The organism is Pedobacter ginsengiterrae, assembly GCF_039537385.1.
In the GTDB taxonomy this organism is placed as follows: Bacteria; Bacteroidota; Bacteroidia; order Sphingobacteriales; family Sphingobacteriaceae; genus Pedobacter; species Pedobacter ginsengiterrae.
The window spans coordinates 283,677-309,960 of record NZ_BAABAK010000009.1 but is presented as its reverse complement, the minus strand read 5'-3'; the positions used below and the strand labels follow the sequence as shown (position 1 = coordinate 309,960).

Sequence of the window (26,284 nt, the reverse complement as noted above, 5' to 3'; positions counted from 1 at the left end):
CTATTTCTGAATCTTAACTTTTGCTGTATCGGCAATTCCGTAGTTACCTGATGTGATAATTCTATCCATTGTGGAAAACTTAGGACTCAACACTTCCGTCGTACTGCTGTTTTCGATGCCTTTCCTCACATTTACTTTTACCGCTGTAGAATCGTTAATGAGTTTCATTACCCAAAATTCATCTTCCGTTTCGTTGGCTAATACCGCAGATTTTGGTAACACCTGGGCATTTGGATGGCTGAGTTTGCTCAGTTTTACTTTTGCAATTAACCCCTCTGGAATATCTTTGCCTGATGGAACTTTAATAATATATCGCTGAGTTTGCGCTAATGAATCAACCGCAGGCATTGTTCCAGAAACAGAACCTGTTAATGACGTTCCATCGGGTAGCAAGACATTCAAGTTTCCGTTTTGCTTAATGATTTGATTAAGCTCGTAGGGCAGGTCTAACAAAAACACTAAACTATTACGATTGCTGATGGTTGCCAAAGCCTCACCATCTTGCACATAATCGCCTTTTTGATGATTAACCTGAACGATAATTCCGCCTTGTTCTGCCCTAATATTTGAAATCCCTGAAAACTTAAAACCAGGATCGAGCTTATTAATGGTATTGCCAATCGATCTTGCTTCTTTGGTAATCAGTGTGAAAAGATTTTGCCCGCTGCCTACTTTTTGACCAGTTTGTGCGTTAGCTTTTTCGATATAACCATTGATGTTTGCTTTAACAAAGCTCTTTTCTAAATAAGCAGACGTTGCAGAAAGCTCAACATATTCAGCCAGTGAACTATCGCTCACATGCGTAATTTGTACTGGTGTAACTGGAGATGGCGTATCTGCTGTAGTTTCAGGTGCTGAACTGCTACAAGAAGAAAGTGTAATTGCAACAGCGATGCTGGCATAAATCAATTTTAAATATTTTTTCATTATCGGTTCCAATAATTATATTGATTAATCAGTTTTAAGCGGCTTATAGTAGTTTGTCTCAGCAGATTTTGTGCAGACATATAATTGTTAATTGCGATTACAAAATCAGCCACCCGCAAATCGCCTGTATGCATCAGTTTACTATCCACATCAATCAATCCTTTACTAAATCTGATTTGATCGTTGATTTTTCCAAAAAGCGAATTGGTTTGCTCAATTTGCTGACGAATTAAATTGAGCTGTTGTGTTTGTTGCCTAACAAAAAATGTTCTGTAATTTGAGATGGTTTCTGAGGCCAGATCTAGTTTATTAAATTGCATTTTTTTCTGATGACCATCGTAAATCGGAACAGAAAATGTAAATCCCATACTAGCCCCAAAATTTTTGTATGGCTCAAGCACCAGTGATGAACTATATCCGCCATTGGCATATAAGCCAAGTTTTGGTTGATAATTTAGTATGATGGAACGCTTTTGATTTTCATTCTTCAAACTATCCAATTCAAATTTCCTTTTAAAAAAACTAATTTCGACGGAAAGCTTATCCGATTTAAGTTTCGGCTCCTCTAACCGGATTGAAGTGGTATCAGCAATTCCAGATAAGTAATTTAGTGTGGCCAAATCATTTTTATACTGCAAAGCTGCTTGTTTTAAGCTTAATTCCTGCTGTTGCAGTGTAACCAAAAAGGTTAAATATTCTGATTGTTTGTAAATATTACTTCTGGTTAAAGTTTTAAGCAAAGCTTCTTCCTTTTTAAGTAATGTAACCACCTCAATGTTAAACCCTACCTGTTCTTGACTGGCAAAAGCCAGAATATATTGGTCGGCAATAGAACGATTTAAATCGAATGTCGACACTTGACTTGCGTACCTAATGGAGTCGCTTTGCAACTTTACGCTTTCTAACTGATTATTAATACGTTTTTTATTCAGTAAATCGTAATTCACATTAAGCAAAGCATCTAACGATTGTCCATTGGTTATGACTTCATCATAACCAAAACCATGAATAATCGGTGCATACAATCCGCTTGAGGTTCCAGTGACTTGGGGTTTCCCCGTTGCCCGCACGATCAGACTATCAATACCTGCAGATTTGCGCTGGTTTTCTAAATCCTTTAGTACAGGACTCGAAATTTTCGCCTGGTTAAGGAAAAAATCAAGATTTTTTGTTGGTTCTTGCGCTTTCGCAAAAAGTGAAGCGCTAAGAAGTATACCAATGGAAAAATATTTGAATTTCGTTCTCATTTACTAAAATTTATTCCTTTAGTTAAAACTTGTGCAATTCTGCTAAAAGTTTAGCGGGGCATTACCTTTGGCCTAGTTAAGTGGATTTCTTTATAAATTTAAAATCTTCCGGATAGCATCAAACCCGATGCTCCAGGTTGGTAAAAGGGCATCAAAGTAAATTTGCTATCTTTCTTTTTATTGAAAATTTGTTTCATGTAAGGATAAATCAGGTATGCAATCTTAGTCGAGGCAATTCCAAATCCCGCACCAGCAACAACATCGCTGAACCAGTGTTTATTATTGTACATTCTTAAGGTTCCTGTAGCAGTAGCTACAAAATACCCTGCATAGCCAATCCAGGGGTTAACATCCTTATATTCCTGATGCAAAAATTCTGCAGCCATAAAAGCAGATGCGGTATGGCCAGATGGAAATGAATTTTCTCCATTATTATTGGGCCTCATCCTGCCAACGCCCTGTTTAACAAAATGAGTAGAAACCCCCATAATCGCAGCAGAAGTTACATAAAGCATAGAGGCATCAAACAGATTATGTTTGCCTTTTACGCCTGAAATATTTAGTGCATAAACAGCCGCCGCTGGTGCAAACTGTAAATAATCATCAACATGGGCTGCAAACAAAGGATGGTCTTCCTGTAGTTCTGCTTTTGTACTCAAGTCAAGCTGTTTTAACGCACCCTTATCATAAACAGCTGCAAAACCATAACCCGCCAGAACAGCTGGGGCGATGAATGAGATCGCCTTAAATTTGTTTTTTGGAACTGAATTACCCGAATACCATCTTCCCAAAGAATCTACATTTGAAGTGGTTTTTAAAGAATCTATACTTTGCGCAAAAGAAGAGCATGTTGCTGCTGTAAACAGCAACATTATATAAAAGTACTTAGCCATACTAAGGTTTTACAGGATTACCATTTACATCAAACAATAAGTCTTTTCCTTTTACTTCAGCCTCATAACTTACACTGCCATCAGCCTTGGTAATTTTAGCCGCTTCGGCTACTTTCATACCTTTTAACTTAGCCATTACAGCGGCTGGAAACTCACTGGCTTTGATAGAAACTTCCGTTTCCAATAAAGACCCTGCTGCTGAATAGACTTCGGAAGTTTCCTTACCATTTAAAGTAAAGCCAGCCTCGTAGTTTTGTTTTTCAATCTCCCAGTTTACTTTAACACCGGGATGATTTTTTGTAAAAGCAGTTTTAACTGCAGATGGTATTTTTGACGCCGCAACGTTCTGTGCGAATATAGCGGTAAGCAAACCGCCCATTAATAAAAAAATTCCAAAAATCTTTTTCATAGTTTTTATTTTTTATCAAAACTATAAAGCAATTATGTAGGAATTCTGTAGTTAAGCCTAGCGATCAAAAAAAATAGAAAAATAATGCATTTTCTTTACCTGCTCATAATCTATCCGATAACCATAAAGATTACACACCTGCTTGGAGATAGCAAGGCCAAGTCCCATCCCGTCAGATTCATTAGATTTTGAAAAACGGTCAAAGAGCTTTGTTTTAGTTTCAAAGTCTTTTCCTGTATTTCCAATCACAAGTTTTACATTGGAAAGTTCAACAATAATCTTTCCGCCTTTGATATTGTGCCGAACTGCATTGCTAAATAAATTATTTAATAAAATATCAGCCAAATACCTGCTCATGTTGATGGTTTTTTCACATAGGATAACCTCCAGTGTCAACCCATCCCTTTCCAGGAGTTCTTCGAACTGTCTCGCCTTTTGCGCAATCAGCTCTTTCAGGTCTATGGCTTGAATATCGCCAATCAGGTTATTCTCAATTTTTGCTAACAGCAAAAGTGATTGATGAAGCCTGGAAAGCCTTCCAGTTGCCTGGTAAATGTCTTCCAAAAGAGCACTTTGCTGTTCAGTAAAAACATCGGTTTGCACAAGTGAATCAAGTTTCGAATTGATCACAGCCAGCGGGGTCATCATTTCGTGTGAAGCATTGTCTGTAAAACTTTTGAGCTCTTTATAATCGTAACGAACACGTTCTGCCATCGCATTTACGGACTGGGTAAGTTCATTAAATTCATCAATTCGGGTTGGTTCAATCCCCACATGTTCCGAAGAAGTCACCTCAAAAACCTTCATCCTCTTCAGAATATTGTAAAAAGGTTGCCATAGTCTGTTGAGCACAAATCGGTTGATTAAAAAAAGGCAACCAAGTAAAATGATGGTTACTCCCAAAGTGATCAATAAAATGACCCGCACCAGATCCTCGGACTCAACCCTGGATTTGGTAATGGTAACCAGAATATGCTCTCCTTTCAGTTCGACGATAGTAATAAGCCTTCTTCCAGGCTCTTCCTCCTTCTCCTTTAGATTGAAATAGGTTGTATAGCTAAAATCACGAACAGTTACACTGTCTTTCGGGGCCTTTCGATAAGACACGCTTTGATCGATGTAGCTTGCAGGTAAGGGAAGCTTTTGAAAAGTTCTGGTGTATTGCTGAATTTCCTCCTCCTCTACGGCTAAATCCTTATCCAGTTTGTTTGTGAGAATGAGGTGGATAAAAAGGTAATATATGACGCCTGTCGCAATGAGAACTACGATGGAAGTTATGATATTTACCCTATTATAGTAAGTTGTTAACTTCATACGTCTGCAAATTTATAACCAATACCATACACTGAGCGCACATAATCTTTAGCACCACCTTCTGAAAGTTTTTTCTTGAGATTTTTCATATGGGTGTAAATGAAATCGAAATCGTCCGAAAGGTCCATTTCATCTCCCCAGAGATGCTCTGCCATTGCGTTCTTTGTAACTACTTTACCTTTGTTTGAAAGGAAATAAACCAGCAGGTCAAACTCTTTTTTGGTCAGCACCACAAGCTTGTCATCCACCGTAACTTTCATGGCTGCAACGTCGATCGTGATCTCGTTAAATTTGATTAGGTTATCACCGTCAAAATTCTTTCGCCGCACAATAGCGCTTACTCTTGCCTTAAGTTCAGAAAGATGGAATGGCTTCACCAAATAATCATCTGCACCGAGATCAAGCCCAGAAAGGCGGTCATCTAAAGAATGTCTCGCAGAAATAATCAATACACCATCTTTTTTATTCCTTGCCTTAAGCCTCGAGAGCAGGTCAAGCCCTTCTCCCCCAGGCAGGCCAAGGTCTAACAGGATACAGTCATAAGCGTACAGTTCTATCTTTTCCAATGCGGATTCAAAATCATAAGCATGCTCACAGATGTTTCCTTCTCCTGTAAAATAGGCAAGAATGCTTTCGGATAAAGCCTGTTCATCCTCAATAACCAATATTTTCATTCTTAAAATCTTTATTTCAAAAATAGCTAATAATAATCTCTACTAACCTATACGTAATCGTAGCTTTTCGATGTTAACTGCCTTTTTCTTTTGTAGAGCAGTACGTCCGTAGGTTGCGAAATATTCATGAGACAACAGCATCTCCAAGTTAAGCACGTCCCATTGTTTCTGAGAATAGTCAAGGTTGAGGCAGCTTTTCCATTCAGCTATTAGCCGTTCGGCGAAATCCTGATACTCGGGCATCCAACGTGATAAAAGTCAGCATCGCAGATCGCAACACCAAGCGCATTAGTTGGGAACATAGCCAACATTTGTTAAATTTCTTATTAATCAGGAATTCAATTCCAGAATAACAGGAATAAATTCCGAAATTGTAAAAAAAATATAAAAATTCGGTGCTAACCAGATAATGGGGCTCGAATCAAAAATCACTGCCTATAGACCCAAAAAGGATTTTTGAAAATGTACTTACATTTTTGACTTCAAAACATTGAACCACTTATTGAGATATTAAACCCAATATAATTAACTGAAAATAAATACTTTAAACAAAAAAAAAGCAACTCTTTTAAGAATTGCTTTAAAACTCGGGGTCAATCAAGGTACAAATAAGTTCTAAATTTCTTTCCGATTTGAAGGCAATTGCAGAACTAGACAAAAATATGACAGAATACGATGAACTTGGAAGACTAGAAAGATTGCGAAAAGCTAGTGAAATAAAAGTTCCAAAAGAAACAGTAAAAAAACGTAAAGTTCGAAGTAAAAGAAAAGGCTAGAAAAGTTGCCCTTAAGAAATGGAGTTTGAATATTTCTGATGATTAACAATTTAACATAAAGAACTATGAAATCTATAGACATTAATGTTATATATTTGCTTATTACTAAACAGAAAATAGCTCTATATGCTATTCTGATATTTGATAATATAGTCATGCGGCGGAGTGCTTTAGGCACAGGTTTGCAAAACCTTTTACGGCGATTCGAGTCCACCCTGACGTCTACTAAGCGCAAAATATGAATACATTGCAAGGAACATTTGCCTTGGTAACCGGTGCAAGCAAAGGATTGGGCAGAGCTATTGCAATTGAACTTGCTAAAAAAGGTTTTCATCTTTTATTGGTTGCCCGATCAGAAAACGATCTTGCCAAATTAAGCGAGGAACTACGAACCAATTATGGCGTGACCGTAGCTTTTTATCCTATTGATCTCTCGGAAAACACCTCAGCAGGAAAAGTAAGTGAATGGGTAGAAAAGAATGACTTTCCCGTTTCTATATTAGTTAATAATGCTGGCTATGGTTTATGGGGGAAATTCGATGAGCTTTCTCTTACAGATCAAATCAACATGTGCCATTTAAATATGGATGTTTTAGTAGCGTTAAACTATATGTTAATTCCCCGACTTTCCAAATCAAATAAAGCTTACATTTTAAATGTCTCCAGCACGGCTGCATATCAAGCCGTACCCACACTGGCAATTTATTCCGCTACCAAATCATTTGTGCTGTCATTTACCAGAGCGATTCGTTACGAACTGAAAAATAGTCCAATAGCTGTAAGTTGTTTAAGCCCCGGCCCTATTGATACAGGTTTTGCGAAAAGAGCCGGACTCGACGCCTTTAGTAAAATGGCCGAAAAGTTTAACATGAAGCCAGAAGAGGTCGCAAAAATTGCACTTAAAGGCTTATTTTCAAAAAAATCAGAGATAATACCAGGAGTAACTAATTGGATCAGTGTGTATGCCAATAGGATCTTACCAAAGGCATTCATTGAAAAAATGGCAGCTGGAATTTATAAAACCTAAAAAATATTTAAAAAATAATGCTACATATTTCTTTGGAATATTAAAAAAATGTTACGTTTGTATTAAACACTACTAAATCTATAGATTATGTATAATAAAACTATTTCGTTTTATTTCACTCCTGCACAGAACCACTCGCGAATGCGAATGTGCCGTTGTTGTGCATAATTTCTTTATCCAACCAATTCATATTTCTTTACCTAAACTTTTGAACCATGGCTTCATCGTATCCAACCTTCACCTTATCTGAAAAATTAACCAGCGAACAAATCGAGTTTTTTAATACTCATGGTTTTATTCATTTCAAAAATTTTATTGAAAAATCAACCGTATCCGCCATCATCCGTGCTTCAAAACAAGTAGAGCGAAACTGGGTTTCCAATGATATCAAAAAAGTAAATGGCGTACCAATTAAATATGGTAAAGATTTAGATGGAGAAAAAATTGTTCAGCGTTTTGCCTTTATCAATCAGCACCATATGACCTTGAGCGGTTTGCTTTTAGATCCGCGTATTTCCGCTTTGCTACCATTAGCTGGAGCAGGATCACGTTTAGGTACGGAAGAGAAAGATGGAATGGTATTCAATCATTATATCAATGGCCCGGATAGCAGTTTTACCAAGATGGGTTGGCACACCGATGGTTTACGTGATATTTTTTATGGTGGGAAACTAAATCCAATGCTGAATGTAGGTATTCATTTAAGTACCCAAAAAGAAGCGAACGGTGGATTAAAAATTATTCCCGGAACTCATAAACAAAGTGTTTATCAACTGCTCTTCCGCAAAAAATACTTTTTAGATAATAAAGCCGATAAAGATGAAGTGTCGATTTTGCCTGAAGCAGGTGATTTAACTATACATGATGGCAGGCTTTGGCATAGAGTTGCTGAATCCTCCATCAGAGGAGAGGAAAGCCGTAGAAGAGTGATCTATATTCCAATTATTGCTGGAAAATATGCGCCGAAAAACGAAAACAGTCCAACAGTTTTTTATCAGCGTTTTGCTGGAATTGTAAAATAACTACATGGTATTTATCTTAATATTTAGCTACTTCGCTAAGACCGGAAAACTCAAAACCCAGGTTTCAAATTTCAAAGCTTTTCAAAAAAGAGTTGGCGCAAGGTTTTTCCGTCCTCAAGCAGCCGTTATTCTGGGGTGTTTCATATTAAATAACTAAAAGACGTTTAATGAGCGATATCCAAAGCCAGCGTGACAAAATTTTTTCTGATCGAAAAAGAACCAATATCCTCAAAAATGGCGAGCAGCGTTTTATTCATTTTTTGTTAAAACGGATGCCACAGCTTGTAACGCCAAATATTTTAACAGGGATTGGATTGCTTGGATCAGCACTGGTTTTTATTTCATTTTTGCTCGCTAGACATAGTAGTCAATACCTACTTCTTATAGGTATCATCGGACTTTTTATTAACTGGTTTGGTGATTCTTTAGACGGGAGGCTGGCTTATTATCGCCAAATTCCAAGGAAATGGTATGGTTTTGCGCTGGATATCATTATGGATTGGGCAAGTATTGTTTTGATTGGATTAGGCTATTATTTTTATGCAGCACAACCAGCAAAAGTATTGGCATTCCTGTTTGTCGTTTTTTATGGATGGTCGATGCTAATTTCTTTGCTCCGTTACAAAATTATTGATATTTACCGAATCGATTCAGGAGTTCTTGGCCCTACGGAACTTCGAATAATAATATCACTTATTTTGCTTATTGAGGTTTTATCAGCAGGATCGATTTTTTACGCTGCAATTTTACTAACCTCTACATTGTTGGTAGTTAATATCCTCGATACCATTAAATTGTTGCGTTTTGGAAATGAACGCGATGGGAAGGACAAGCTAAATGATTAAAAAAAAATCACTTAAGGTTTTTCTTAGAGCCCAACTTTCAGCCTTTTCTGGAGGCGTTACTGATTATGGAATGATGATTCTGCTGACCGAAAAAATAGGTATTCACTTTACAATTTCAATCTTGATTTCTGGAACATTAGGCGGTTTAGTCAACTTTAGCATTAACCGGTATTGGGCATTCAAAAATGAATCCGTTTATACCACAACGGCAAAAACCCAGTTCTTACGTTTTTTTGGAGTTGTGTTGGGAAGCATTACACTAAAATCATCCGGAACATATCTGCTACACCGGAGTTTCAATTTAGATTATCGTATTGGCAGATTGTTGATTGACAGTTTGGTCTCCTATGGCTTTAATTATCCTTTAATGAAATTATGGGTATTTAAAACCGAACACAAAAAACAACTCATAAATCAACCTAAAAAATTTTCAAATGAGATTAGCACCAATGCTGTTTAAAAAGTTTTTCTTAACCGTCTTGGGCTTTGTTATTTCTAGTTTAATGATTGATAAAGTTTCTGCGCAAATTAGCGATCCATCCCCTATCGCATTCCCAACACCCAAAAATGTAGCAAACATGCTATTCTATTTACAACGCGATCCTAATACCAATACGCTCATTTACGCACTAAATCTTGCAGAAGATGGAAGCATCAAGAGCGATAACCCTGTTTCAATTTATTGGGTGCGTTATGGGGAAGATGGAGCGAAAAAAGCATTAGGTTATATTCAGAAAAAATTTGCTTATGGATTGATTACCAGAGAAATTACAAAGGATAAATTCGAATTAAGATTTGTTTCGCATAAAGCATTACCACTATATCTGACCAAGGTAGATCAAAAGTATATCGTAATGGTGACGGCCAATAGCAAAAACATACGAATTAACAGGCTCTTTGTAAGAATTGTAGGTGGTTCATTCTGGCTCCCAAATGTTCGGTACGCTTTAATTGAAGGCACAGATATGGCAACTGGAAAACCTGTCACCGAAAAAATCACCGTTAAATAGGCTCTTTCGACTACCAGAATACCCATCTTGTTGAGCATGCTATAATGAGAAGCGAATACTGATATAAACGTATCATTTTCATGATAGGAAATATCAAACTCTTTAACTGTTTTTTTACTACAACGGAAATCAAACCATAACGAACATGACAGATTTTCGGAAATAAATGGTATTCGATCTGTCGGTATAATCCTCCGAGAAAGAAGGCAGCAATTGGGGAATTTGTAGCAAAATTCACTGTAGTATGCATTTGGTGTTCCGTCCACACTTCTTCCATATTACCCACATGATTTGGAATAGATGTTCCTTCAACTATATTTGCCAGCTGAAAGACTACTCCAACGTTACCAACTATGATATGTATAGTAAACAGATTCTAATAATAATGCTACCATATAAATCCAATACTAAAATCTGATCATGATGAAAAGGAAGTAATGCTAAAATTTACAGAAAAGGTTAAATACCCTATTTTGCTCTTATGGAACATTTAAGAACGTCAATCTGTGCTCCTTATTATCATAAAGTTGAGGTGCCACTATCCTACTCAACTCTATTGATAAGCCCTCTTCCAAGGTAAAGCTCTAGCGCTAATTTTTTCGCTTTATTTCTGAGCCGTTGCAGAAATCTACTAAGGCATGTTATAATTTAGAATTATTTCCCATCATTATAACTCTCCATGGTGGGCTATTTTTCTTATTTATTTAAAATCAGGAACAGGCAATAAATATCCGCCGAATAAAATGTACGACCAAAGCAATGTCCAGAATATATTAAAAATCTGGGCGACAACAAAAGTCAGTGCGGGTTTTCCGCCCTGCAGTTTTACCAGAGCAGAAAACTTGGCTTCCATACCTATTGAAATAAAGGCGATAGCAAACCAGATCGTACGTAGACTGTTTAAAGTCGGAGCAACACTTTTTGCAGTTTCTACAGACAGCAAAAAAGAAAAAACAAGCGAGGCAGCTATAAAACCTAGAACGAATTTGGGAAAGCGCTCCCATACAATTTTAAGTCCGGGGCTTTTCACTTTTACTTTTTCAATTTCTTCGCCATCAGTCTTGGGCTTTTTATATGCCCAGTAAATGGCGATAAAAAACGCAGCAACGCCGATAAATACATTTTGAGAAAACTTTGCTATCACGCCTGCTTTAACCGCGATTGGCCCGACTAAATCCCCAGCAGCCGTTACAGTAGCGGTAGTATCTAGGGTTCCGCCTAGCCAGGCGCCACCGATCACTTCGGGAATGTGAAAATATCTCACAGCCCAGGGCAGGATGATCATCATGGGAATGGCCATAATTAAGACCAATGTTGTCACATATGATAATTTTCTTTTGTCTCCGTTTATCGCACCCGCGGCCACTATCGCGGCTGAAACCCCGCAGATGGATACTGCCGAAGCCAGAATAATCCCGAATTCGTCATCAACCTTTAATTTGCGGGATAACCAGAGCGAAAAAAACCATACTGCGCTCACGACGATAACAGCCTGAATGATTCCCGGTAAACCTGCCTTGATCAGATCTGCTGATAGGATTGTTGTACCCAGGATAACAAGTCCTGTTTTGATGTAAAACTCCGAGCGTACCGCTTCTTTAAGCCATAAAGGAAGTTTTATAAGATTCCCCAAAACTATTCCGATGAGCAGTGCAAATACGACATATTCAAGGCCATAATAGGCCACGTTTTTATTCCCTCCAATGATAAACGAGACTGTAGCGAGCAGGTAGATAAAGGCAAATCCCGCCGCAAATCTAGCTACATTCCCGCCCGAAATCGCAATGGCAATCCCGGCCAATGCGAGATAGACTACACCGGTTTCGAGCATCAGAAGCAGGTTTGCAGGCGAGATAATCTTCTCGAACAAATCCGCGCTGCTGCTCCATTTATAAACAGGCAGGGTAATACGGGTTCCGTTACCGCTCAGGTACAAAACCACTGCGATGATGAGGGATCCTAAAATTACTGCCCACCAATCCTCAGTTATGGATTGGAAGAATGTTTTGTTATCCGGGGCAATCCCGGCATCAGTCAGCGCTGAACTGTTTTCGTTAGCCGTGTTTTCAATTGACATAATTATTTTGCTTTATCTTACCTTAATTTTAAAAATATCTTTTAATGCTGCTTTAGCCGCATTGTATCCGCACATTCCATGAACGCCACCTCCAGGAGGAGTTGAGGAAGAACATATGTACAGTCCCTTTGCAGAGGTTTTGTATGGGGACCATTTCAGAGCTGGACGGGAAAATAACTGGCCTATATCCAGTATTCCACCATTGATATCACCACCAATATAGTTGGGGTTGTACTCCTCCAGTTGTTCTGTGTTCATTGTGTGCCGTGCGATAATTCTGTCTCTGAAGCCTGGCGCAAAACGCTCAACCTGTTTCTCAATAATATCAGTCATATCCTGTTTCGAACCGTTAGGAACATGACAGTATGCCCAGGCGGTCTGTTTGCCTTCCGGTGCTCTTGTGTTATCGAACAGACTTTGCTGCGCCAGCAGTACAAAAGGTTTCTCGGAATGCTTTCCCTTACTCGTCGACAATTCTCCACCGGCAATTTCCTCAAAGGTATTCCCAAGATGTATGGTGCCTGCCTGTTTGCAGTCTTCATTTCTAAAAGGAATTGGCCCGTCGAGCGCCCAGTCAATTTTATATACCCCCATTCCGTAGCGATACCTTTCGAGTTGCCATTTATAAATGGATGAAAACTGATGGCCAGCGATTTTTAGCAGTTGCCTTGGCGTGATATCGAACAATACCGCATGGGCGGATGGCAGCTGATCCAAATTAGAGATATAGTTACCCGTTTCTATTTTTCCGCCAATGGAAAGAAAATATCCGGCCAGCGCATCTGCGATCGAGGCTGATCCGCCTTTTGGTATCGGCCAGCCCTTCAAATGGCCTGTGGTCAGCAGCACCAGGCCGATTGCGCTTGTCGCCAGATTTTCAAGAGGCTGTATCGAATGGGCGGCCATTCCCGCAAACAGGCCCCGGGCCTGTTTGTCCTTAAAATTTTCAACAAAATGAGCCGCACTTTTAAGTGCTTTTAAACCAAAACCAGCCATTGCCAAAGGATGTGCGGGAAACCTAAGCGGGCCAAGTGCATCCTTGTCAACCAAGGGCCAGGTTCTGGTTAATGATTCCATAAGGGTTTGGTAAACCGTTTCATCCCTCCCCAGATAAGCTGCAGTTTTTTCTATTGAACGCCCGAGCACAGCAGCCGTTCCATCATCAAAAGGGTGTCCCGCCGCCAGAGGGGGCTGGATATATTCAAGACCATATTCTGCAAGAGGCAGGGTGTTGAAAAATGGAGAGGCAATGGCCATAGGATGTATTGCCGAACAGACATCATGGGTAAAGCCAGGCAGCGTAAGTTCCTTTGACGCCAGTCCTCCACCAATCGTGTCCTTTCCCTCGACAATCAGAACAGACAAGCCCTGCTGTTGCAATAAAATTGCCGCCGCGAGGCCATTAGGGCCTGAACCGACTATAACTGCATCAAAATCCCGTTTTTCGAGTCTCATTTCAATTCTATTTTAAAGGTTCAGCCTTAAACAGCACCGTACCATCTTTATTAATTTTCCAGGCCGTAACCGGATTCATGTGATACCCGCTGATATCCGGGCCGCGGGCTTCGATCAGCTGCTGCAAAGTCGGCTGCAGGTATCCTGTTTCATCGGTTACACGGCTTAATATCTCTGTTGCATCACCATCCCAGTTCCATTCATACCTAAAATAGGTATGAGCCTTACTTAAAACGGGTTCCTGCAGGTTTGCTATTTGCCATGTTTGTCCCCTATCGGTACTCACTTCGACTTTTTCCACTTTTCCCCTTCCGCTCCAGGCAATGCCCCTGATCTGAACATAGCCTTTGTTTATTTTTGCCGGGTAAGCGGGATAAATAATGATTGAACGCGCATCCAGTTCAAAACTAAACATTCTTATTCTATCCTTAACAGGATAAGTATATTTTGAGGTTTCTTCCCTGGTCATGTAAGGTTCGTCTGATAGTTTAATCCTGCGAAGCCACTTGATATTCATATTTCCCTCAAAACCAGGCAATAGTAAGCGCATCGGATACCCCTGCTCAGGGCGGATCGCCTCCCCGTTCTGGGCATAGACAACCATTGCATCATCCCAGGCCTTCGATAAGGGGATGGTACGTGTCATCACTGCCGCATCAGATCCCTCTGCCAAAAACCATTTGGCAGAGGGATCTATACCCACCTCATTAAAAAGGGTAGACAACATGACTCCGGTCCATTCGCTCTGACTGGTAAGCCCAAGAATGTCCTGTGGGGTCATCTCTTCTTTTCCCGTTCTGAAATTTCCGGCACATTCTATAAAACAGATCCTGGTTACCGAGGGAAATTTTTTAAGATCGGCAAGGGTAAATTTTATCGGCGTTTCGACCAGACCATGGATAAGGAGCTCATGTATTGCCGGATCTATTGTCGGTATACCGGCATGGTGGCGTTCAAAATGCAGGTCGGATGGGGTGATGGTGCCATGCATATCTTGCAAGGGCGTGCGGGAAGAGATATCGGAAGGTTTTCTGACCGGACTCTCAAAAGGCGAGCGTTTCCCCAGAGGACTTGGCCCCTGGCCGGGAACTTTAGTAGGATCCTCCGGCGCGAGCGGCAAAAAATCCTGTGGGGACCTCTGAGAAGCAAACAGATTGTTTACGGGCAATACAGCAGCTGCGATCACCCCGCCAAGAAGCGTTCTTCTGCTAATTTTTCCCGCACTAGCTTTAGTTTTATGCTTATCCATTATTTTATTTCCTTTCCTCCTTTTCTGTCATCCATTACAAAGAGCTTTCTCGCCGGCATTATAATTTTTGGCAAGCTGACAGCATCCAGTACCACATCTGCCTTAATAACTTTGTTGGCAAAAAGCAGGTAGGCACTTAGGCTGTATACTTCTTCGTTGTTCAGGGAACCGGGCAAGTTATAGGGCATGGCCCGTCTGATGTAATCAAATAGTGTGGTCGCAAAGGGCCAGTAATTACCAATAGTTTTTACCTTCCTACCCGAAAGAGAATCGCTGACCAGCGCACCGCCCAATAGCTTAACTCCGGTGGTTTCTTTGCCGTCTGCCCCATGACAAGCTGCACATTTTTTTGCATAGATCAACCTGCCTGTCTTTACCTCGCCCCTGCCTTTTGGCAGGCCCATGCCATCCGGGCGTATATCGATGTCCCAGGCGGCAATTTCAGGGAAGCCAACCGTTCTGCCAAATCCGAATTTAGCTGACCTTTTAATGCTTTGGTTAGCCTGGGCGTTGGCTTTACTGTTCCATAACAGAATCAGCACAGCCAGGCCAAAACCGGAAATTATTGCTTCTGATTTCATTGATTAATATTTTCCCGCGTTAAGATTGCTTTTTGGCAAAACATATTTTCGCTCGTACCGGTCCAGCACGACGTATATAGAATCCCTGTTTTCATTCCTCCCCGACAGGATTACCCGAGCTCCATCAGCTGTATCATACCTGAGTACCATTTTATTGCGTTTGGATGCCCTTGGTTTTTCCGCAAACTCCCTGTCCCGCCTTGTTGACCAAGCCCATTTATCAATCATTTTGTTTTCATCTCCAATATGCTTCCAGGCCGATTTGCTAATCCAGTCACCCTTTAAAGTATCCGCACTTTCAGATTTGTCCGCCTTTGCGGTTCCACGTAAAGCCATTACATTTTTATCCTGTAGATAGAGAACCTTATCTATCGTGTCTGCATAATAATGAAAAGCTCTTTGCCCGCCGGCTACCCCGCTGATTTCGAAAGTCCGCTGAATATCGCGCATCGGACTACCGCCGCCATTGGAAGGGTCGATGAGTACCGGGCGGTTGATCCTGAAAGTCAGTGTTGTCCAGTTTTCAAAAGTTGCGTCCTGCCACCGGGTCGAGTCAAGGGGATTGTACGGAATAGTAACGCCATTGATTTTAAATTCTGTTACCCGATAATTCCCGCGGAGGTTTTTGACACCTGCTGTAGCGGGCTGTTTATATGGGTCGTATTTAAAATTGATGATTTCGGTGTAGGTCATCACCCCAAAAAATATCAGAAAGGTCAAAACCTTTAAACCAATCCGGGTGTACTTGAAAACGGGGTTTGTCAAATCCGGATAAATTCTGAGGGGAACGGTGTATCGTTCCAAAATCAGTAGGTTATAGAGTTTTGGGAAATCATCAGCGGCAAGGAAAAGTCCGAGGAACACAAAATAGAAGGCATACACATGCACTCCGCCATCATAAGCATAGTTTACAAAAGTAATGTCGCCCAGCGCTGCAATGAGCAGGATTGCGCCAAAGGTCGTGGTCTTCCTGAAAAAAAGCATCAGGCCCGCAGCAATCTCCACTATCCCGCCAAAAACCTGGTACCAGGGCACGATGCCAACCGAAAGCCAGTAGATTTTCTGCGCTGTAAAATCCCCAAAGTTACTGTTTAAGAGTCCGAGAGACGGATAGGGCATCTGGGTTGGAAATAGCTTGGTAAAACCAAACCCTATTATACCTATACCTGCACGGTAGCGCACAGCCACCCTGATCCAGTAATATAAAATATTGTATGATCGTGATTTGCGGTCAAATATCGACCATATGAACCCGCCAATGAGAGCAATCAATAACGCCAAGCCCCAATCTGTGTAGTCGGCCAAAAAACTGCGCTTTGGGGGCATAAGTGCGCTATTTGTTACGACCGGACTCCTTTTGAGCTTCACATCATCCCTACCAGGGCCTGATTTTCCAGCGCTCTTTGCCTGTCTATTATTCACTTTGGAATCATCGGCAAATGGAGCATCTGTGATCTCGCGACTGCGCTGCCCGTAAATCAGCGAAAAAAAGTTCGGCTGGAAACGTGCGATATCATAAAGGTCACGGTAATGCGGACGCGTCCAGTCCAGGGTAAAGATATTCTTATACCAGTTTGGCGAAAATGGAATGCACATCGCTAGCATAAATATAAAGAGCACCCTGAATCCAAACTTTTTCATAGCAGACCAGGGTTTCCCCAGATCCGGATTTTCTATTAATTGGGAATTTTGTTTATTTGATCGTATTTCCTCGGACATGTTAATAAGTTTGCTGTAAGTGATTAGAGTTTTAACGCTTTCCTGCGGCTAAGTTTCAACGGGTATTTTTTATCAAGCCTGATTAAAATTGCCGATATAGAATCGCCCCTTTCATTTAAGCCGGACAAGTGGATCGTTGAGGCGTCGGGGCGTATATAGGTCAGTACCAGCTTCTCATTTTGGTAATGGCTGTTCTTATTTTCCAGAAAAAGAGTCTGTTTACTGGTATCTACCCTGTAAGCATAATAATGCCTTCCGCCCGACCCGGCCAGTTCATAGTTTCTGCCCTTATCATCGGCGGATATTGTTTCATAGTCTACCTCGTCGGTTAAAACAGGGCGATTGGAGCGGATACTGAGGGTTGCCCACTTTTCAAATACAACATCGTTCCATCGAACCTCATCAACCTGGCTATAAGGCAAAATCTTTCCATTAACCTTAAACTCGGCAACGTTGTAAATACCCGCCACGTTCGCAAGTCCCGATTGTTTTGGAAACTGATAGGGATCCCGCTTAAAGCCTGAATAGGTCTTTATCCCATAAAAGAAAACAAATATTATTAAGACAAACGATTTAAGCGCGAGGCGCAGCTGACTGAAATGTGGAGAAAAGGCTGGTTTGAAATAATTTGGCTGCGTGGGAAGCTCCAAAGAAACGAGATTGTAGATTCTTTTGGCATCGAACCACAATACGAAGATTGCAAAACTGATCAGATAGGATGCATACACATATTCGCCACCACCGTAACCGAGATTTGAAATGAACACATTCCCTGTGAATATCAAGATGATCAACGCCCCGATGGATGCGGTCCTGCGAAAAAGAAGCAGTAACCCCGCTAAGATCTCCACTCCCCCCAAGAAAGATTCGTAGCCGGGTACAATCCCCAAACTCATCGAAAAAATTTTCCATGGTGAAAAGTCACCATAAGCGGTATTGAGATTACTGATGGACGGAAAAGGCGCCTGTAAAGGAAAAAATTTAATGAATCCGTAGCCGATAACTCCAATGGCCAGCCGGTAGCGAACAACGGTCCTGAGCCAATAGTAAAGCTCGTCATAATTATAGGCCTGTTTTTTTATTTTTGACCAGGCCACCGCCCCGATCGCTGAGATTATTCCGACAATCGCCCAATTTAAAAAACTGTCCTTTCCGGGAAGAAACTTCGCGGATAATCGCGTAAGGTTAAAAATATCCGCATAGCTGATGTAGAGCCAGTTGAATCCGAAAAGGATCTTAAATAGATCAATACTCAAGGGAAGTGCCTGGAGGATGAGGAAGAGAAAGAAGAACCTGAAAATATATTTCTCTCTCTCGGTCCATTCATGGCCAGTTGTCGGAATGTTTTTGTTCATCGCGCTATTAATAAATTATTGACGCCGGCGACAGATTCGAACTGCCCTGAAAGGTTTTGCAGACCTCTACCTATCCACTCGGTCACCCGGCTTTTTCTGGATGAAGGCCTGTAAGCCTCCATCCGGATTGAATTATTAGTTTACTTGGCTGCTGTCCGTACCGGCTTAACAACCTGCCTTTTCGAGAGGTCATATTTCTGACCGGCTTTTAAAAAGAAGAATGGTCCGCTTGACGCAGTGAAATCTTCGCGCCCATCGGCGACATGTTTATCATCACTGCCCGTTATGGTCTTATAATCATAAATCGCAACGAATGAATGTCCCAGTACCTGCAGGGTATCTTTCTGTACGAGTACAGCCGTCGCCTCATCAAGTCCCAGGCCGATTATTTCCGGCGATTTGCGTATAAAATCAACCAGGTCAAACTGGCGGTTTCGCACCAGCAAATGCTGATCGATTGCCGAGTTTTTCAGAAAACCCAGTCCCTGGGTATGGTCACCAATGAGTATCTGTGCACCCTGTGTATCCCCACGCCATAAAAATGAACCTATAATGGTCGCGCCCGCAGAGCTTCCGGCAATGACACCGCCCCGCTCTAGTACATCTGCAAAAGCCTGATGGGTAAGGGTATTCAGATAAGAATCTGCAATTCGCCATTGCCTTCCTCCCTCAAAATATACTGCGGTCGCATTTTTCAGTGGTGCAATAAATTTTTCACTGTTTGCTTCCTTTAAATCACTTGTATGAAAAAGCGTGACATTTTTTATTCCGGTCTGCCGCTTTACCTCTTCGACGCCTTTTTTGTCAAAGGCCGCTGAATCTCCGGATGCGGTGGTGACTACGACGAGTACAGCTTTGTCCTTACCGCCCGCGAGTTCTGTAAACTTTTCCCAGATGTCTTTTTGACTGCCAACATTTCCGCCAATAATCAAAAGACTTCCCTTTTCAGGGCCATGTCGGGTATACGATTTTTTGACCGTAATGGGTGACCGCTGTGCAAACAGGCTGTAATTGAAAGCCAGTAAAAGGAATAAAACTAGATTTGATTTTTTCATAATTAATAGCCTGGATTTCGGTTTGCTCCGGCAAGGGCCGGATCCACTAATGTTTCATTATATGGAATAGGAAATAAATAAAGGTGTTTATCCGGCAATCCCAAAAGTGACTGTGCCCTATCGGTACGCACGAGATTGAACCACCGGTCTGCTTCAAATGGAAATTCGACCTGGCGCTCTTTTTCGAGTGCAAGCAGGATATCGGCCAGCGTCGCCGAGGTACTCGCTGCAACACCTGCTCTTGCCCTCACCGCATTCAGATCTGAGATGGCGCTGTTCACTCCACTCAGGTTATTCTGGTAAGCACGTGCTTCTGATCGGATCAGGTACAGTTCGGAAATCCGGATCACGTAAGCCGGGTCAGTACCCAATGGTGTACGGTAATATAGTTTCCCGTACCATAGATTTCCCGGAGGCGCGGTCTGTGCAATCAGTGCATTTCGGTTTCCACCGATTGCGGGACTGTTCAACAGCGAAACCAGCGCATCGTTTGGCGACCATTCTCTTCGACCTCCAAGTGCTGGCGGCAGCCACCAGTTACTGTGTCCATTTGTATTGGAAGTGGTATAGGCAAGCTCGAAAACAGATTCGTTTGTGGCAACCGCATTGTTCGCGAAGAAAGCACTATAGGGAGCCACCAACGTATAATTCGCATTATCTCCGATAACTGAGGTGGCAAACTGTTCTGCCAGTGCCCAGTTTTTCTGGTACAGATAGAATCTTGCCTTTAGTGCCTGAACGGTTTTTACGGAAACCCGGTTCCTGTTTATTGCCACTGGGACCAAAGTCTCCGCTGCATTCAAATCCTTTAGCACCTGTGCATAGGTATCTGATAGACTGCTCCTTGGAATATCTGAGTTATCTGTTGATGCATAGGTTGGTTTGAGAATCAGCTGAACGCCCCCCCAACCTCTCGCCAGATCAAAATAAGCCAGTGCCCTGATGAAATAGGCTTCTCCCAGATACTGGTTTTTTAGTGCTGTGGTCAGCTGAGAATCATTTACGCCCGGAACCTTATCGATGATATAGTTGGCCTGCGAAATTGTTTTATAAATTGCTGTCCAGGCGGACTGAACATAACCGTTGGTTGCTGAGGTCAGGTGTTTAGTGATTTCGTTCGGGTCAGACTGTGAGCCTGACCACTGAATATCGCCCGCCGAAAGGTAGGACAAAGCCGGAAAATTGGAACCATAATAATTACCGCTTGAAACCAGGTTGAACAGCCCGCTTACCGCAGTGGCAGCAGTTCCGGCGTTAACAATGGCCTGATCCTGATCAACCTGCAGCTGGGGCTGTACGTCCAGAAATTTCTTGCAGGAGGAGAATATAATTAGGATAGTGAAAATATATAATATTTTTTTCATAATAAGAATACCTTGATGGATTAAAAAGTTATGTTGGCACCAACCTGGAAGCTTCTTGGGACCGGTGGCGTTCCCAGGTCATACCCAAGAACTGTTGCGGATGAGGAAACATTTATCTCCGGGTCGGGACCTTTGTATTTTGTCCAGAGCGCAAGATTGGAGCCACTGGCATAAATCCTTACCGCAGACATTTTAGCCTTTCTGATAAAGCTTTTAGGTAGATTATAGCCGAGGGTTATGTTGCTTAAACGGATAAAAGATCCATCTTCAATATTTCGGCTTGTCGGGCTTAAAGTATAGTTCTGGCCATAAGCGGTAAGCCTTGGCAGATCCGTTATATCTCCCGGTTTCTGCCATCTTGTTAACTGGTAGATATCCATGGCCCTGTTTGCATCACGCGTTCCCCCGCCTTCCAGGAAATAGTTGTTATTGTTGTACACCTTATTTCCGTAAACGAAATTAAAGAACACAGACAGGTCGAAACCCTGGTAAGAGAAATTGTTGGTTATTCCGCCACTGAATTTCGGCAGCGCATTTCCCAAAGGCACAATATCATTGGCATTGATGACCCCATTCTTATCCGCATCCTCATATACAGCGTTGCCGGTCTGTGGATCAACATAAAGCTGGTTATAAACAAAGAAAGTGTACATCGATAAACCCTGCACCATTCTTTGGGCAGCGTAAGCGGCAACCACAGGCGTTGGAAGCTTTTCTATTTTGTTGATGTTACGGGAGATATTAAAATTGGTATTCCACTTAAATTTACCGTCCAGATTCGCACTGCTGATATTGAGCTCAAAACCCTTGTTGCTCATTTCGCCTGCATTTGTAAGAATGGAAGAGAAACCCTTGCTTGAGGCAAGCGGGAGGTTAAGCAATAAGTTGCTGGTATATTTTTCGTATACATCCCCGCTTATGGTCAGGCGGTCCTTAAAAAGACTTAAGTCTAAACCGATATTGGTCTGGCGTGTACTTTCCCACTTCAGATCGGGATTGGCCAGTTGCGAGGCAACTGTGCCCGGATTGTTCAGGTAATTTGCCCCGGCACCCCATAGACCGCGGGAGGCAAAGTCATTTATCCCGTTCTGGTTGCCGGTAATCCCGAGGCTTCCGCGAAGTTTTAAATCCGTGATGAAGGTAACGTTCTTTAAAAACTCCTCTCCCTTAACCCGCCATGCCAAGCCTCCGGATGGAAAATAGCCCCACTGACGGTTTGCGCCGAAACGTGAAGAGCCATCGCCCCTGATGCTGAAAACCGCATAATACTTTCCGCCATAATTATAATTTAACCGTGCGAAAAAAGAAGACAGTTTATACTTTGATTCCGAGGCAGAAGAGGTCGTTGTCGCTGCCGAGGCAATCTGCTGAAAAGAGTCGTTGGGAAAGTTGGTTCCGGTTGCGAGCACCTGATTGGTCACCGAACCCTGGAGTGAGTTACCGATCAGAGCGCCAAAAGCATGTTTGCCGAAAACGTGGTTATAGTTAAGCGTCTGTTCATTGGTCCAGATCGAGTTATTGCTAACGCTGGTCGAGCCCAGATTTTTATTGGCGATACCTAAATTAGTCAGGCTGTTCCAGTATTGAAATTCGTTATACTGATTATAATCAACACTCCAGCTGGTTTTAAAGGTCAGATCCTTTAATATTTTAACTTCACCGTAAAGGTTGCTTATCAAACGGTTACTGGTACTGTTCATATTTGTATTCGCCAGCAGCACATCCAGGTTGTCAAATCCGGCCCATTTCCCCGGCGTTCCGTCTGCGTTCACTTCGGGGAGGTAGGTCGGAGTATGCAGGGCTGACTGAAGAATTCCACCCTGAGGCCCGTCTCCTACCCTCGCATTGGTCCTATAGGTCTGGGTAATAATGTTGCTGGTACCCACAGTAATGCGTTCACCGATTTTCTGATCGAGGTTAATTTTAAAACTTCCACGGCGAAAATCATTTGTTTTTAGCGTTGCTTCCTGCTTGTTCAGGCCGCCTCCGATATAGTAGGTTGTTTTGTCGTTGCCACCGGAGATGGATGCATCATAATTCTGCAGGAAGCCTGTTCTAAAAGCTTTGCTCAGCCTGTCATATGTATTCTGATCCTGAGGCAGGCCTCGTGGAGCTGGTGAAGCGGCCGGGTTATCGCTCAATGCCCTGAAAGGCTGAAACCTGTATGTGGTCACCGGTGTCGTACCGTTAGCGGCAGCATTGGCGATCGCATCTGCATTCGAATTTCTGTAAAATTCGTTGATCAGTTCCGCATGTTGCGGCCCGGTAACCAGTTCCCACAATTTGGGCGTTTTTGCAAACCCAACGTATGAACCGATACTCACTTTCGGCCCTGTATTGTATTTCCCTCTTTTGGTTGTAATTAAAATAACCCCGTTGGCTGCACGGGCACCGTATATGGCAGTAGCGTCGGCATCTTTGAGTACGGTAACGCTCTCGATATCTTCAGGATTTATATCTGAGAGCGGATTGTTGGCCTGCCCTTGAGTGGTGATTCTCTGCAAAGAACTATTGTTGACATAAACTCCATCAATGACGTAAAGGGGATCATTACTGGCATTTATCGAGGTTGTTCCCCTGATCCGGATAAACATTCCGTCGCCGGGAATCCCTGTTGATGTACTTACCTGAAGCCCGGCGGCTTTGCCCTGAAGCTGCTCCGCAAAGGTTGCCGTAGGTTTGGTCCTAATCTCATCAACGGCAATTGTAGAAACAGATCCGGTGAGGGATTTTCTGGTCTGGGTTCCATAGCCTACAACAACCACATCGTTAAGCTGGCTTGAAGTTTCCCTCAAGGTTATGGTAATCGGACTTGCTGCAACAACAAGTTCTCTGGTCTGATATCCGACATAGGTCAGGATCAAGGTATATGGCAATTTCTGTCCGGTTACGAAAACAAATTTTCCATCTCCGTCTGTTGAAACAGAATGCGTTACGCCCTTAATCCTTAAAACAACCCCCGGCAATGGCTGCTTGTTTGCGGAGTCTATGACCAGTCCCTGAAGATTGGAATTGATCAGCGGAGGAGGTTCGACCTGAGCCAGCACATCGGCTGAGCTGACAAGCAATAAAAAGAAAAGAAGAAAGCTTGTTTGAATAAAATACTTTTTCTTATGGAGAAATATTTCCATATTTAACTGGTTTTAAGTTAATGATTAGTTTCATCTGCGTAAGACTGGAGGACATCAGTGCGTGATTGGCATTACAGAACTGATATTCCTGAACGACCGGTGAGGCTTCCTCACTGGTTTTTTTTATTGGGGATTTCAACACATAATTTGAAAGTGAGGTGGATTTCTTAAGAAATTTCTTCAGTGTGCTGAAGGTAACAACCAAGAAGTTTGTGGGTATAAAAAATGTTATATAACTTGTTGATGCTCAAGCGTTCGACGGGCTTCGAATGTAATGGAAGTACTTTTTTCATGATGTGGCAAACATAAATATTAATATTTAATCTACCAAATCTATAGACTATATATTTTATTGTTTATAAAAACGGTATTTGGTAATGCAGATAGGCATTAAAGTAAATAGTATATCTAAAATAATTGAATGAGATTCCATTTCTAGGTTTACGGAAATACACAACGAGGGATCATGCAGTATCGAATACTTATCTATTCAAGTTCTTGCTGGGATATCCTTCGATGTTGCACTAGCCTGCATGCCGTTTACAGTAAGGATCAGGACAGATAGCTCAAGTTGGCATCAGCATCCCCTAGGGCATTGCCGCCTATCCGTACCAGTTTGCGTTCAAGCTCATCCTTAAGTTCCTCGGGAACATTAAAGAACTTCAATTGGTCTGCTTCTATATCATATTTACAGGTCCCGCCTGCCAGTTCGATTCTATTGACAAGTCCCTTTCCAAGGGTAAGTTCCAGTGTTAACTTTCTTGCCTTGTTGTTCAGCAGTTGCTGAAATTGTGCGATTGTAGCCATAACATTAATTTTATTTGTTGAACGTTGATCTTAATTGGGGCCATTTCAAACGACCAATGGCCCCTCCCAAAAGAATTTTGGGCTTAAAAGATTGATTATTTTGCTTTGGGGTTATCCAGAAGAGAGGCCAGTTTCTCTTTTAACGCCTCACCTCGCAAACCTCTTGCAATGATTTTTCCATCCGGGTCAATAAGGAAATTAGCAGGAATAGAGCGGATGCCATATTGTTTGGCAACTGAATTGTCCCAGAATTTCAGATCGGAAACGTGAGTCCAGGTTAACTTATCATCAGCAATTGCCTTTAGCCACGCATCTTTCTTACCGGGCTGGTCTAAGGAAACGCCTAGTATGGTAAACCCTTTGTCCTTAAACTGATTGTAGGCCGCAACTACATTCGGGTTTTCCTGTCTGCATGGGCCGCACCATGATGCCCAAAAATCTACAAGTACATATTTACCCTTAAAATCGGAAAGTTTTACGGGTTTATCATTAACATCATTCTGTGTAAAATCTGGTGCCTGAAGACCTATTCTGGTTTTTTTCACCGCAGCAAAATATACGGAGATGTCTTTACCCGTCTTAGTGGTTTTAATATTGTCACTTAAATCTGCATAAACTTTCTCGGCTTCAGGCTGAGCTGTCTCACTGGTTGCGATTTGCGATATGGCCGTTAAACTAATGTGTGAAGAAGGATTTTTACGTGCGAAATCAAGGTAAATTGGCTCAAGACCTTTGCTCGATTCCTCATACCGTTTGTAGATGGCCTCCGTAAAGGCTTTATCTTTTCTTTGTTCAGGGGATAGTTTACCAAATTCAGCGTTTATTGAAGCCAGCTTATCCTGAACAGGTTTCGTCAATGCTTTTAGTTTGTCATTATCGGCGTTGACCTGCGAACCGGAAATCGTAGCATTTTTCAAGGAATCAGCAGCAGCGAGTTTGATGTTTCCAGGTTCCAGATAAATGGAAAGTAAGTCCCGTTTACCATTTTTTTCTGCGGATTTTTGATAAACTGAGGCCCGAAGCGGATCTGATAAATCACCCTTAAATAAAAAAGAGCCGTTTTTAAGTTCTGTTGAGTCTAAAATTGATCTGCCATCTTTAGCATAACTCAGGTAAATTTTTTCATTACCTTTTGCATTCTTTAAATTTCCGCTGAGGAAAAACGGTTTCTGCGCCAATGCGGCAAGCGGAAGTGCGGCCATGGCAATAAGTAGTATTCTTTTCATATTAACTTGTTTAGATATTCATTACTGCTTTAATAATCCAGGTACGGCATATTAATGTTCATTTTGAGCATAGACCTCACCAATGAGCGTTAGTATTGCTCTAAAGCCAACGGTTTTACCT

The 26,284-nt window shown here is 41.9% G+C and carries 23 protein-coding genes; 5 read left to right on the top strand and 18 right to left on the bottom strand.

The annotated features are described in order from the left end of the window. From ABD692_RS09190 to ABD692_RS09165, 6 genes are all read right to left on the bottom strand, one after another. Complete coding sequence (locus ABD692_RS09190; protein ID WP_344766436.1) at positions 1-927, bottom strand: efflux RND transporter periplasmic adaptor subunit; 927 nt, start codon at positions 925-927, stop codon at positions 1-3. Further along, positions 927-2,174, bottom strand: coding sequence for a TolC family protein (locus ABD692_RS09185; RefSeq protein WP_344766434.1), 1,248 nt, complete (start codon positions 2,172-2,174; stop codon positions 927-929). Before ABD692_RS09185 ends, ABD692_RS09190 begins: the two co-directional genes overlap by 1 nt. A gap of 98 nt (positions 2,175-2,272) precedes the next feature. Continuing rightward, positions 2,273-3,067, bottom strand: coding sequence for a phosphatase PAP2 family protein (locus ABD692_RS09180; RefSeq protein ID WP_344766432.1), 795 nt, complete (start codon positions 3,065-3,067; stop codon positions 2,273-2,275). 1 nt (position 3,068) lies between these two features. Continuing rightward, positions 3,069-3,476 carry a hypothetical protein gene (locus tag ABD692_RS09175; RefSeq protein WP_344766430.1) on the bottom strand — a complete coding sequence of 136 codons (408 nt, stop codon included), beginning with the start codon at positions 3,474-3,476 and terminating at the stop codon, positions 3,069-3,071. A gap of 57 nt (positions 3,477-3,533) precedes the next feature. Continuing rightward, positions 3,534-4,790, bottom strand: coding sequence for a PorY family sensor histidine kinase (gene porY / locus ABD692_RS09170; RefSeq protein WP_344766428.1), 1,257 nt, complete (start codon positions 4,788-4,790; stop codon positions 3,534-3,536). Next, the gene (locus tag ABD692_RS09165; protein ID WP_316757066.1) at positions 4,787-5,464 is read right to left on the bottom strand and encodes a response regulator transcription factor; all 678 of its coding nucleotides are present in this window, start codon (positions 5,462-5,464) and stop codon (positions 4,787-4,789) included. Before ABD692_RS09165 ends, porY begins: the two co-directional genes overlap by 4 nt. A gap of 1,014 nt (positions 5,465-6,478) precedes the next feature. Between ABD692_RS09165 and ABD692_RS09160 the strand changes: the two genes are divergently transcribed. The 5 genes from ABD692_RS09160 (at position 6,479) to ABD692_RS09140 (ending at position 10,144) form a co-directional block, all read left to right on the top strand. Next, positions 6,479-7,267, top strand: coding sequence for an SDR family NAD(P)-dependent oxidoreductase (locus ABD692_RS09160; protein ID WP_344766425.1), 789 nt, complete (start codon positions 6,479-6,481; stop codon positions 7,265-7,267). A gap of 215 nt (positions 7,268-7,482) precedes the next feature. After that, positions 7,483-8,289, top strand: coding sequence for a phytanoyl-CoA dioxygenase family protein (locus tag ABD692_RS09155; protein WP_344766423.1), 807 nt, complete (start codon positions 7,483-7,485; stop codon positions 8,287-8,289). A gap of 167 nt (positions 8,290-8,456) precedes the next feature. Continuing rightward, positions 8,457-9,134 (top strand): CDP-alcohol phosphatidyltransferase family protein, encoded by a 678-nt coding sequence (locus ABD692_RS09150; protein ID WP_344766421.1) that lies wholly within the window; start codon positions 8,457-8,459, stop codon positions 9,132-9,134. Then, positions 9,127-9,594 carry a GtrA family protein gene (locus ABD692_RS09145; RefSeq protein WP_344766419.1) on the top strand — a complete coding sequence of 156 codons (468 nt, stop codon included), beginning with the start codon at positions 9,127-9,129 and terminating at the stop codon, positions 9,592-9,594. Before ABD692_RS09150 ends, ABD692_RS09145 begins: the two co-directional genes overlap by 8 nt. Further along, a complete protein-coding gene (locus ABD692_RS09140; protein ID WP_344766417.1) occupies positions 9,569-10,144 on the top strand; it encodes a DUF4833 domain-containing protein in 576 nt (191 codons plus the stop codon). The genes ABD692_RS09145 and ABD692_RS09140 overlap by 26 nt, the downstream gene beginning before the upstream one ends. Before the next feature lie 10 nt (positions 10,145-10,154). Here the strand turns inward: ABD692_RS09140 and ABD692_RS20960 are convergent, their stop codons facing one another. The 12 genes from ABD692_RS20960 to ABD692_RS09085 all read right to left on the bottom strand — a co-directional run bounded on the left by ABD692_RS20960 (position 10,155) and on the right by ABD692_RS09085 (position 26,163). Continuing rightward, complete coding sequence (locus ABD692_RS20960; RefSeq protein ID WP_425567338.1) at positions 10,155-10,421, bottom strand: fatty acid desaturase; 267 nt, start codon at positions 10,419-10,421, stop codon at positions 10,155-10,157. A 423-nt stretch (positions 10,422-10,844) separates the two neighbouring features. Next, positions 10,845-12,221 (bottom strand): YeiH family protein, encoded by a 1,377-nt coding sequence (locus tag ABD692_RS09135; protein ID WP_344766415.1) that lies wholly within the window; start codon positions 12,219-12,221, stop codon positions 10,845-10,847. Positions 12,222-12,233: 12 nt separating this feature from the next. Beyond that, positions 12,234-13,676, bottom strand: a complete 1,443-nt coding sequence (locus tag ABD692_RS09130; protein WP_344766414.1) for a phytoene desaturase family protein — start codon at positions 13,674-13,676, stop codon at positions 12,234-12,236. Positions 13,677-13,683: 7 nt separating this feature from the next. Then, positions 13,684-14,925, bottom strand: coding sequence for a sulfite dehydrogenase (gene soxC / locus ABD692_RS09125; RefSeq protein WP_344766412.1), 1,242 nt, complete (start codon positions 14,923-14,925; stop codon positions 13,684-13,686). Next, positions 14,925-15,506 carry a c-type cytochrome gene (locus ABD692_RS09120; RefSeq protein WP_344766410.1) on the bottom strand — a complete coding sequence of 194 codons (582 nt, stop codon included), beginning with the start codon at positions 15,504-15,506 and terminating at the stop codon, positions 14,925-14,927. The genes soxC and ABD692_RS09120 overlap by 1 nt, the downstream gene beginning before the upstream one ends. 3 nt (positions 15,507-15,509) lie before the next feature. Beyond that, complete coding sequence (locus ABD692_RS09115; protein WP_344766409.1) at positions 15,510-17,225, bottom strand: hypothetical protein; 1,716 nt, start codon at positions 17,223-17,225, stop codon at positions 15,510-15,512. Between the two features lie 23 nt (positions 17,226-17,248). Further along, positions 17,249-18,580, bottom strand: coding sequence for a DoxX family protein (locus ABD692_RS09110; protein ID WP_344766407.1), 1,332 nt, complete (start codon positions 18,578-18,580; stop codon positions 17,249-17,251). Positions 18,581-18,720: 140 nt separating this feature from the next. Then, complete coding sequence (locus tag ABD692_RS09105; protein WP_344766405.1) at positions 18,721-19,635, bottom strand: cyanophycinase; 915 nt, start codon at positions 19,633-19,635, stop codon at positions 18,721-18,723. 2 nt (positions 19,636-19,637) lie between these two features. Further along, on the bottom strand, positions 19,638-20,999 hold the full coding sequence (locus tag ABD692_RS09100; RefSeq protein ID WP_344766403.1) for a RagB/SusD family nutrient uptake outer membrane protein: 1,362 nt from the start codon (positions 20,997-20,999) through the stop codon (positions 19,638-19,640). Between the two features lie 20 nt (positions 21,000-21,019). After that, the gene (locus ABD692_RS09095; RefSeq protein WP_344766401.1) at positions 21,020-24,130 is read right to left on the bottom strand and encodes a SusC/RagA family TonB-linked outer membrane protein; all 3,111 of its coding nucleotides are present in this window, start codon (positions 24,128-24,130) and stop codon (positions 21,020-21,022) included. Positions 24,131-24,682: 552 nt separating this feature from the next. Further along, positions 24,683-24,937 carry a hypothetical protein gene (locus ABD692_RS09090; RefSeq protein WP_344766399.1) on the bottom strand — a complete coding sequence of 85 codons (255 nt, stop codon included), beginning with the start codon at positions 24,935-24,937 and terminating at the stop codon, positions 24,683-24,685. A gap of 95 nt (positions 24,938-25,032) precedes the next feature. After that, complete coding sequence (locus tag ABD692_RS09085; protein ID WP_344766397.1) at positions 25,033-26,163, bottom strand: redoxin domain-containing protein; 1,131 nt, start codon at positions 26,161-26,163, stop codon at positions 25,033-25,035. Positions 26,164-26,284: the final 121 nt, after the last annotated feature.

Coding starts and splice junctions, on each gene's coding strand:
- ABD692_RS09190 (WP_344766436.1), bottom strand. CDS start 927: ATGAAAAAATATTTAAAATTGATTTATGCCAGCATCGCTGTTGCAATT.
- ABD692_RS09185 (WP_344766434.1), bottom strand. CDS start 2,174: ATGAGAACGAAATTCAAATATTTTTCCATTGGTATACTTCTTAGCGCT.
- ABD692_RS09180 (WP_344766432.1), bottom strand. CDS start 3,067: ATGGCTAAGTACTTTTATATAATGTTGCTGTTTACAGCAGCAACATGC.
- ABD692_RS09175 (WP_344766430.1), bottom strand. CDS start 3,476: ATGAAAAAGATTTTTGGAATTTTTTTATTAATGGGCGGTTTGCTTACC.
- porY (WP_344766428.1), bottom strand. CDS start 4,790: ATGAAGTTAACAACTTACTATAATAGGGTAAATATCATAACTTCCATC.
- ABD692_RS09165 (WP_316757066.1), bottom strand. CDS start 5,464: ATGAAAATATTGGTTATTGAGGATGAACAGGCTTTATCCGAAAGCATT.
- ABD692_RS09160 (WP_344766425.1), top strand. CDS start 6,479: ATGAATACATTGCAAGGAACATTTGCCTTGGTAACCGGTGCAAGCAAA.
- ABD692_RS09155 (WP_344766423.1), top strand. CDS start 7,483: ATGGCTTCATCGTATCCAACCTTCACCTTATCTGAAAAATTAACCAGC.
- ABD692_RS09150 (WP_344766421.1), top strand. CDS start 8,457: ATGAGCGATATCCAAAGCCAGCGTGACAAAATTTTTTCTGATCGAAAA.
- ABD692_RS09145 (WP_344766419.1), top strand. CDS start 9,127: ATGATTAAAAAAAAATCACTTAAGGTTTTTCTTAGAGCCCAACTTTCA.
- ABD692_RS09140 (WP_344766417.1), top strand. CDS start 9,569: ATGAGATTAGCACCAATGCTGTTTAAAAAGTTTTTCTTAACCGTCTTG.
- ABD692_RS20960 (WP_425567338.1), bottom strand. CDS start 10,421: ATGGAAGAAGTGTGGACGGAACACCAAATGCATACTACAGTGAATTTT.
- ABD692_RS09135 (WP_344766415.1), bottom strand. CDS start 12,221: ATGTCAATTGAAAACACGGCTAACGAAAACAGTTCAGCGCTGACTGAT.
- ABD692_RS09130 (WP_344766414.1), bottom strand. CDS start 13,676: ATGAGACTCGAAAAACGGGATTTTGATGCAGTTATAGTCGGTTCAGGC.
- soxC (WP_344766412.1), bottom strand. CDS start 14,925: ATGGATAAGCATAAAACTAAAGCTAGTGCGGGAAAAATTAGCAGAAGA.
- ABD692_RS09120 (WP_344766410.1), bottom strand. CDS start 15,506: ATGAAATCAGAAGCAATAATTTCCGGTTTTGGCCTGGCTGTGCTGATT.
- ABD692_RS09115 (WP_344766409.1), bottom strand. CDS start 17,225: ATGTCCGAGGAAATACGATCAAATAAACAAAATTCCCAATTAATAGAA.
- ABD692_RS09110 (WP_344766407.1), bottom strand. CDS start 18,580: ATGAACAAAAACATTCCGACAACTGGCCATGAATGGACCGAGAGAGAG.
- ABD692_RS09105 (WP_344766405.1), bottom strand. CDS start 19,635: ATGAAAAAATCAAATCTAGTTTTATTCCTTTTACTGGCTTTCAATTAC.
- ABD692_RS09100 (WP_344766403.1), bottom strand. CDS start 20,999: ATGAAAAAAATATTATATATTTTCACTATCCTAATTATATTCTCCTCC.
- ABD692_RS09095 (WP_344766401.1), bottom strand. CDS start 24,130: ATGGAAATATTTCTCCATAAGAAAAAGTATTTTATTCAAACAAGCTTT.
- ABD692_RS09090 (WP_344766399.1), bottom strand. CDS start 24,937: ATGGCTACAATCGCACAATTTCAGCAACTGCTGAACAACAAGGCAAGA.
- ABD692_RS09085 (WP_344766397.1), bottom strand. CDS start 26,163: ATGAAAAGAATACTACTTATTGCCATGGCCGCACTTCCGCTTGCCGCA.